The organism is Pseudomonas sp. MWU13-2100 (assembly GCF_023242365.1).
GTDB lineage: Bacteria > Pseudomonadota > Gammaproteobacteria > Pseudomonadales > Pseudomonadaceae > Aquipseudomonas.
In genome coordinates this window covers 98,193-106,425 of the sequence record NZ_JALLIX010000021.1, presented here as the reverse complement: position 1 = coordinate 106,425, position 8,233 = coordinate 98,193, and the positions used below count along the sequence as shown (strand labels likewise).

Annotated in this window: 6 protein-coding genes and 3 pseudogenes; 7 read left to right on the top strand and 2 right to left on the bottom strand. The window is 56.5% G+C overall.

Going from position 1 to position 8,233, the window contains the following annotated elements; all coding sequences use genetic code 11:
• A partial coding sequence (locus M5B99_RS16380; RefSeq protein WP_248805018.1) for a hypothetical protein occupies positions 1-214 on the top strand: 214 nt, incomplete at its 5' end.
• Between the two features lie 322 nt (positions 215-536).
• Here the strand turns inward: M5B99_RS16380 and M5B99_RS16375 are convergent.
• Together M5B99_RS16375 and M5B99_RS16370 are read right to left on the bottom strand one after the other, a co-directional pair.
• The gene (locus M5B99_RS16375; protein ID WP_248805017.1) at positions 537-1,901 is read right to left on the bottom strand and encodes a Fic family protein; all 1,365 of its coding nucleotides are present in this window, start codon (positions 1,899-1,901) and stop codon (positions 537-539) included.
• A 199-nt stretch (positions 1,902-2,100) separates the two neighbouring features.
• Positions 2,101-2,676, bottom strand: a complete 576-nt coding sequence (locus M5B99_RS16370; protein WP_248805016.1) for a Fic family protein — start codon at positions 2,674-2,676, stop codon at positions 2,101-2,103.
• A gap of 67 nt (positions 2,677-2,743) precedes the next feature.
• Here M5B99_RS16370 and M5B99_RS16365 point away from each other — a divergent pair.
• The 6 genes and pseudogenes from M5B99_RS16365 (at position 2,744) to M5B99_RS16345 (ending at position 8,232) form a co-directional block, all read left to right on the top strand.
• Positions 2,744-3,770 (top strand): annotated as a pseudogene (locus M5B99_RS16365) (IS30 family transposase).
• A 28-nt stretch (positions 3,771-3,798) separates the two neighbouring features.
• Positions 3,799-4,094 (top strand): annotated as a pseudogene (locus M5B99_RS16360) (YqaJ viral recombinase family protein); the annotation flags it as partial.
• Between the two features lie 344 nt (positions 4,095-4,438).
• Positions 4,439-4,582, top strand: a pseudogene (locus M5B99_RS30275) (Tn3 family transposase); the annotation flags it as partial.
• Positions 4,583-4,873: 291 nt separating this feature from the next.
• Positions 4,874-5,095 (top strand): CopG family transcriptional regulator, encoded by a 222-nt coding sequence (locus M5B99_RS16355; protein WP_318654572.1) that lies wholly within the window; start codon positions 4,874-4,876, stop codon positions 5,093-5,095.
• The gene (locus M5B99_RS16350) at positions 5,025-6,587 is read left to right on the top strand and encodes a DNA cytosine methyltransferase (RefSeq protein WP_248805014.1); all 1,563 of its coding nucleotides are present in this window, start codon (positions 5,025-5,027) and stop codon (positions 6,585-6,587) included. Before M5B99_RS16355 ends, M5B99_RS16350 begins: the two co-directional genes overlap by 71 nt.
• Entirely contained in the window at positions 6,553-8,232 is a 1,680-nt protein-coding gene (locus M5B99_RS16345) for an McrB family protein (RefSeq protein ID WP_248805013.1), read from the top strand. Before M5B99_RS16350 ends, M5B99_RS16345 begins: the two co-directional genes overlap by 35 nt.
• Position 8,233 lies beyond the last annotated feature (1 nt).

Genomic DNA, 8,233 nt, shown 5'->3' with positions numbered 1-8,233 from the left:
AGGGCTACGTATTAATAGGGAGTTTCCTCGGCTCGAGATCGCGCGGGCTTATCGGGCCGCGTTGGGCGGCGAGAGCCAGAATGGTGTGATGCGAGGTTTCCATGTCGCCATGATGTTGCATTACGTCGGCAGTTATAAATATCTACCGACAAAACACAACGGCGTCGTTATGTGCGAGCGAGTGATCCAGAGCTACCACGAAGGACAGCTTTAACCCGAGCCGCCATCTCAAGAGCCTGGGAAGTAGCGACAGATCCCACTGATCAAGCAACCAGCGCTGGATGACTAGCGCTCCACGCGGCGCGCGCAGTTGTCTCCCTGTACCTGTGGCGAAAATGTGCCAAGCGTCGCATTGTGCTGGCGCAAAGGCGTGGTTGCCCGGGCTCAGTCGTCCGAGGGGCGTTGTTCAGCCTTTAGCGCTTGGCCGGCGGCGGTCAGGCGATAGCGTTGCTTGCTGCTGTTGTGAGTGAAAACGGGACGATTTATTTAGGGAGGGCGTGCAGATGGGGTGGTGTGATCGAGATCCACAGTGCTCATCAATGCCCACGCGTCGCTTTCCAAGTGCTGTACTCAGACGGTCGCAAGCCATAACGTGCCAGCATTCCCTCATGCAGACGCCGAAGTTCTTCAATGAGCAGAGCCTTGACGCTGGGCTGTTCGGGTTCCGGAACACTATCGCTCACGACTTGCTGAATCACGGTGAGTGGGTCAAGTTCCGGATGTTGGATAACGCTACGGATCGCGTGCTTGATGAGGTCGCGCCAAGCCAGTCGCAAAGGGTCTGGTTCGGCCAGGTCCTGTTTGATGGCCAGATACTCCTGCGTCGAGCGCTCATAGGCCCACACATACAGGTCTCGCAGCAATTCCACTCGGGTCATTTCATACACGCCGAGTGTGGCCCGGCTGTAGGCTTGCTCCGGTACGTCCAGAAATGTCAGTGGGCACAGGTTGGCGTGGAACAGCGGCAGGTTCGCGGCCAGTCGGGAGGTCCGTTTGTTGATGTCAGCGAAGGGTTGCAGATAGGGCAAGTGCACCATCATGAAAAAGGATTGTTCGAACGGGTCACGAATCTGGTTGGCCTTGCCGAGCAGTACGTCCAGGGCATCTTGGATTTGCTGGGGGGTAGACAGCGGGCGATAGACACTTTGGCCGATATCGACGGCATGTTGGCGAACCCGTCCTTCATCCGAAGGGTTGGGTAACAGGTTTTCCGCCAGGGCACTGTGCAGGTTCATTACGGTGTAGCGGTTGAACTCGGCACTGTCGATATTTTCCACCAACAGTTCGATTGCCGTCTTATGGTTCAGAATCATCTGCGTTTCGAGGGCCGCTTTGCCTGGCGCCGTCTTGCCATGCTCGATGAGTTCACGCGTATCGAGACGTGAATAGGTGTTGCCTTCCAGGTGGCTGGATGCCCAAGACAAATCGACGAGCAAGCGATTGAGAATGGCGCGGCTGTAGGTGCCGGCAGGCTCATTGAGATCGGCGGTTTTGCCCATCTTGTGCAATTGGCGGCGCAGCGATTCGGACAAATACCACGTCTCATTGGGATGGTAGGCGTCCAGAAAGTCACGCTGGTAGCCCACGGGCTTGCGCGCTTGCGGGGGCAGGTTGATGTAGGCAAGCACTTCTTGGCTGTCGGCCGAGAGGGGGATGGCGCTCGGAAAACTATCGAGTGGGGCGTTCAGTGGCTCAGTCGTGGCTGCTGGGGAGCCAGCGCTGAAATAGCGGCGCGCCCGGCCATCACCTTGTGCGGTGACTTGACCGCTCTCGATCAGCTTCGCGATCAGACGCTGGGCAGTGCGCCTGGCAATGCCGTCGTGTTGTGCAAGTAGCTCGGCCAACGTCAATCCGTGGCTGGATGCCTGAATGCTGCTCAGTAATTCGATGCTGGATGACATGGCTGTGTTGGCGCAGTTTGAGAAGGGGATGGCGCGATTGTGGCGCGGTTTGTAGAACTGCGCCAGTTATGTTGGCGCAGGTGGCGCGGTTCTAGACTGATCCGCGTGCTTCGAGATGCTGATCCGGTACACCCTGTACCTGTGGCGAAAATGTGCAAAGCGCCGCATTGTGCTGGCGCAAAGGCGTGGTTGTCTGGGCTCAGTCGTCTGAGGAGCGTTGCTCAGCCTTTAGCGCTCGGCCGGCCGCAGTCAGGCGATAGCGTTGCTTGCTGCTGTTGGGCTTGTCTGGAATGGTCATCTCGACCACGCCAAGCGCCAGCAGCGGGGCCAAAACCTGTTCGCGGAACTTGCTGCGGTTGCTGCGCCCGACGAAGGTCATCAGCTCGGGCGCGGCGTGGTCGCCAGTCATCCTGCACAGCAGCGTAACCTGCTCTTGCTGCAAGGGCGGGCCTGTTTCGGCTTCTTTTCCTTCGGCGGTGGACTCGATTCCTGCTTGGTCCCTACTTGGTCCCGAAAGAGGCCCGCTTTCTACGGCCCGCTGAATCACCACCCTGAACTGGTTACCCTGCCGGTCGTAGTCCAGCCTGATCATTGGCCAGGCGTCGATCGCACGCGGGATGCCCGTGCCCAAACCGCGATAGGGGAAGATGTGCACAGCATGGGAGGTGAGCGTCGGGTTACGACGGTTGGACAGGTCGAATCGAATTTTCTCGGTATCGAGCACGTCAGGCAGGTGTCCGGGGCTGATCAGTTCGATGCGATCGGCGAAGATCATGATCCGGATCGAGGCGCTGAGCGAACGTCTGAAAGCCAAAGGCAAGGCTCCCGGCGGTGTCGTCGCTATGTCCTATCACGAACTCAGCATTGAAGAACGCGTCACGATCCAACTGGGCCTGGAACAAGGCTTCAGCCAGAGAAAGATCGCCCGCTTGATCAACCGAGCCCCCTCGACCATCAGCCGAGAACTGCGACGCAATCGAGAGGACGGTAGTCGCTATGGGGTACAAACCGCTCAGCAACGCATGCAGGTCCGCCGTCGCCGCTGTCGACCCCCGCGCAAGCTGTTGCCCGGCAGTGAACGTTTCGATTTGGTGGTCCTGATGTTGCGCGAACGTTTGTCTCCCGAACAAATTAGCGGCAAGCTTCGCCACATGAACATACCCAGCCTCAAAGAAGCCTACATCTGCCGTGAGACGATCTACAGCGCGATCTACGCCCTGCCGGTCGGTGAGCTGCGCAAGGCTGATCATCTGCTTGCGCCAGGGCAAAACCGCCCGTCGGCCACGTTCCGGTGGCGTGGACCGACGTGGGCAGATCCCCGAGATGCTCAGTATTCACGTACGCCCGCCCGAGGTTAACGACCGGCTGACGCCGGGACATTGGGAGGGCGACCTGATCAAGGGCAAGGCCAATGCCTCGTCGGTAGGCACCTTGGTGGAGCGCACCAGTGGTCATCTGATGCTGGTGAAAATGCACGATGCGACGGCGACCTCGGCGATGGAGGGCTTCAGTGCGGCGCTCAATCGCATGCCTCTGGCGATACGCAAAAGCATGACCTACGACCAAGGTCGAGAGATGACGCGACATGCCGAGATCACCCAGAAGACAGGTGTGGCGATTTATTTCTGCGACCCGCACAGCCCTTGGCAGCGTGGCAGTAACGAGAACATCAACGGACTGATCCGCCAATACCTGCCCAAGGGAACGGACTTGTCGGTACACAGCCAGGAAGAGCTCGACGCCATTGCCTTGCAACTGAACATGCGCCCCCGCAAGCGCTTCGATTTCAAGTGTCCGATCGAAGTCATGAGCGAAGTGATGCAAAAGGCCGTGGTCATGCGTCATGATGCCCCGGCTTCAATTCAATAACTGTGTTGCACTCAGCTCCTGCAACCGCCCTTACAAATCCCAGTTGGAGCGGTGGCTGAAAAAACCGGCTGTGACACCTCACTGCCCAAGCTCGATCCGCAAGATGAGGAAAGCCCAGCTTACCGGGGCAACATCCTAGAGCCTATTGTCGCAACACATTACACCCGGCGCAGTGGTCATAGGGTCCGCTAGGTCAATGCGGTGCTGCAACATCCTGATCTCAAACTGGCCTACATGCTGGCCAACATCGACCGTGAAGTGATCGGCGCGCCAGAAGTGCAGATTCTCGAATGCAAAACCGCCGGCATAAATGGCGCACGCCTCTGAAAAGAGGGTGTGCTCGAGTATGTACAGTTGCAAGTCATGCACCAGGACAAACAATCAGGGTACCCTCGAAAGCCAGACGCCTCACTGCACGACCCGTCCCCGGCCTACCTGCGAGGCCTTCTGGAGACAGCAGGTATCACCCAAGAAGCAGCAGCGACCGCACTCGGCATCACTGACCGGGTTATGCGCTACTACTTGAGCAGCCCAGAGTCGGCTACCTACCGACCAGCGCCCTATGCAATCCAGTACGCGCTTGAGCAGCTGGCGGCATACGCTGCGAAGAAGCGAAGCGTTAAACACGCCTGAGTTCCTGGGTGGAAAACCGACCACCACATACCCGGGCCATGCGCGAGCTCGGCGGGATCGAGCGCACGCTGTTCATCCTAGACTGGCTGCAAAGCGTCGAGCTGCGCCACCGTGTACATGCAGGGCTGAACGAGGGCGAGGCCCGCAACTCCCTGACTAGGGCGGTGTTCTTCACCCAGCCCGCCAACACCCACCTGCCAATAAGACTCCCCCCACGAGCAAGGAAATGCTATCTTTATCACTGTATGAAAAAACAGTACAATGCAAAGCATTCATGGACAGGACTTCCACCTGATCTCGATCAGTAGCGCTGATAAAAAATCTCAAACCGCTCCAGTAAGCCAACCGGCCAACTGGCTGCAGTCAGCTCCCGGCCCCTAACAACCAAGCCAGAACACCTCTTCTAATGATGTAAGAATATGCATAATGGTGCACAATCGCACCATACAATCAAACGATGAAAACCGTATATGGCACCTAGCCCCGCTACCACCGGCCGTAAGACCGTTAGGACTTCCGTCATGCTGCCTGAAGATGCTCACCTTCAGGTCCAAGCGCTGGCAGACGCTAACAACGTCTCATCCGCATGGGTCATCCGCATGGCCATCCAACGCTTTCTAAATGAATACCAAGGTCAGCTGGAATTGCCTCTACGGCTGTCCACACGATCAGGATCTGACTCAAATGACTGAAGACGTCATTCTCCGCAAGCTAGCGCGCCTGAAAACCGGAGCAAAGCCACGTGTTTTGGACCTTTTTTCCGGTTGCGGAGGAATTTCCCTCGGATTCGAGGCCGCTGGCTTCGATATGCGTGCCGCTGTCGAATTTGAACCAAATGCAGCCAAATCTCATGGACTGAATTTCCATGATGGCGCCGAAGTTCATAGTCAGCCTATCGACATCACCCAGACTTCCCCTGCAGAACTTTGCTCCCGCCTTGGCGTTGGCGAGGTGGCAGATGCTTTTGACGTTGTGGTTGGCGGACCTCCGTGCCAAGCATTTGCACGGGTAGGTCGCTCTAAACTGCGAGAAATAGAGGCTCATCCCGAAGCATTCATCCATGACCCCAGAGCACAGCTTTACAAGAAGTACCTGGAGTTTGTTGACGCGTTTCAACCTCTTGCCGTTCTAATGGAAAACGTACCCGATATCCTGAACCATGGCGGACAGAACATCGCAGAAGAAACGTGTGAAGTGCTGGAAGCCAAAGACTATGTCTGCGGCTATACGCTTCTGAATGCGGCCTTTTATGGCGTCCCCCAAATGCGTGAGCGGATGTTCCTGATTGGTTATCGCCGGGAGCTTAGACAACAGGTATCGTTTCCCTCACCAAGCCACTGGCTGGTGCTGCCGCCAGGATATGAGGGGTCACGCTCAGTGGCGCTGAAGTCGCTTCGTGGTCTCCTTGACGAAGCACACTCCTATATCGAGCCACCGGCCGCCACCCCTGACCTGCCTCCGGCGATAACTGCCGAGGACGCGTTGAGTGATCTACCAGCGATCTACGCCAGGGAGCTCCTGGCCGAAGGGAAAATTGCCCGAGGTGCCCGGCGCTTCGATACGCCAGCGGGCTACAACCGCAAGAACCCTTCTACTTACGCAACGCTTATGCGTACGTGGCCCGGTCACGAGGCTGCTAAAGAAGGCCCGAAGGATCACGTCATACGTTATCTCCCACGAGACTACGAACTGTTTTCTCGCATGAGCCCGGGCGACCAGTATCCCCAGGCGTACGCACATGCAGTAGCGATGTTCGAGGAGCGTCTCGTTGCTGCGCGAGCGAAGGGCGAAATTCTCACAGAAGGCTCTGCTAAATACAAAGCTCTCTGGGATTCAATTGTACCGCCGTACGACGCCAGTAAGTTTCCAAATAAGTGGCGAAAAATGTGGCGCAACCAACCTGCCCGTACGCTGATGGCACATCTTGGCAAAGACGGGTACAGCCATATCCACTATGACAGCAAACAGTCGCGGACGATCTCTGTACGCGAAGCTGCCCGGCTGCAGTCCTTCCCAGATGGATTCTTATTCAGCGGTACAATGAACCCTGCGTTCAAGCAAATTGGTAATGCGGTTCCACCGCTGCTGGCGAAAGCTATCGCCACACAAATGATGACTGCGCTCACACAAAAGGAAAGGGAGACCGGGGATGAACCTAGAAGAGCGGCAGCGACAGTTTCTTGAGGCAACGCATAAGTATTTCGGGGGTACCAAAACCACTCGCACGAGTAAACTTTTCGGAGTCTCGAACAGCGCGAAAATCGTAGAAGGCGGAGTGCAGATCGGGGTACCGAACCTCAAAGCCGTCCGTGAGGATGCAGATGCAGATGCTTTCACCTTTGCTTGCGTGATGAAGTTCCCCCCAGAGGACGAAGTCTATTTCTCGGTGCTGATCCGGAAAGACAAAGCGAACTTCCTAAAGCGCCTCGCTGAAATGATGCGTCTGGGTGCGGCCGCAAAAAAGACCTCCGGAGAAAAATGCGACGAGGAGATCGAGGAAGAAGCCGATGAGCCAGAGAAACCAGAGAAGCCGTTCAAGTACAGTCATTCCAACAACCTCGTAGCTATCTACTTAGCAGGGGACGGCCGGCTGTGGATGCGTAACTCTGGCTTCTGGAACAGCATGAAATTTGATTTAACTCCGTTCGGACCTGGAGTTGAGCCAGATGAGATCGTTGTAGCGCTGTATCCACCAACAGCGTCGGCACGTCGGAGTCTATTGGCCCGCGAATTCATTGGTTGGCTCGGAGCTCTTGCTGGACAGGAGAAGATTCACGAGCTTTCGGTCTGGGCCGATACAGCGACTCTCAAGCCCTCTATGTACCGGATGCCGTCGAGTATCCCCGTAGCGGACATTGAAGCCGCAGTCAAATCGCAGGGCGGTCACTATCCGAACGGAGAAGTGCGCCGCTTCCATGCTGCGCTGAACTTTCTGAGTCACAAACACTTCGTCATCCTCTCTGGCCTGTCGGGGACAGGTAAAACGCAGCTCGCGTTGAAGTACGCCCGTGCGGTCCATGGACTGACAATGGAGACAGAATCCGATCCTCTGATTTTTGAATGCCCAGTACGCCCCGAGTGGACCGATCCAACCGGACTGACGGGCTATTACGACGTGCTGACTAACCGGTACGTCGTCCCGCCTTTCCTTGAGGCTGTACTGGTGGCCACTGCACACCGCGAATCACCTGTGTTTGTTGTGCTCGATGAAATGAACTTAGCTCGGGTCGAATATTACCTTTCCGATGTTCTGTCGTGCATGGAGACCAAGGGAGCGCTACAACTTCACTCCAACGGTATACCTTTGGAAGGTACCACGGGAGCCAGTATTCGCGCCGAGCTGCCATTGCCCCCGAACTTGTTCATCATCGGCACTATTAATGTTGATGAAACGACCAATCCAGTCAGCGATAAGGTGCTCGACCGGGCATCGGTAATCGATATGTCGATGGTGGATGTACCTGGGTTCCTCACATCTCTTGAGGCTCAGCACCCAGATCTCAAAAATGCACGCGTAGCAACCGAAGCGAAGCTGACGGAAATTCACCAACTAATGCAGCCACATGGACTGGGGTTCGGTTACCGGCTCATTGAAGAGTGCGTGCGTTATCACGCCTTCGATGCGGAACACCTCAAAACCCCTTCGGCAGAGGTAACCGACCAGCTGTTGGTGCAAAAAGTCTTAGTCAAGTTGCGCGGTGCCGAGCGGCAGCGCTCACTACTCACCAGCCTCGAAAAGGCCTGTCAAGGCCTGCCTAGAGCAGAGTCTTATGTCCGAAAACTACTGACGGATCTAGACGATTTCGGTTCCTTCCAGGCGATGCGCTAAC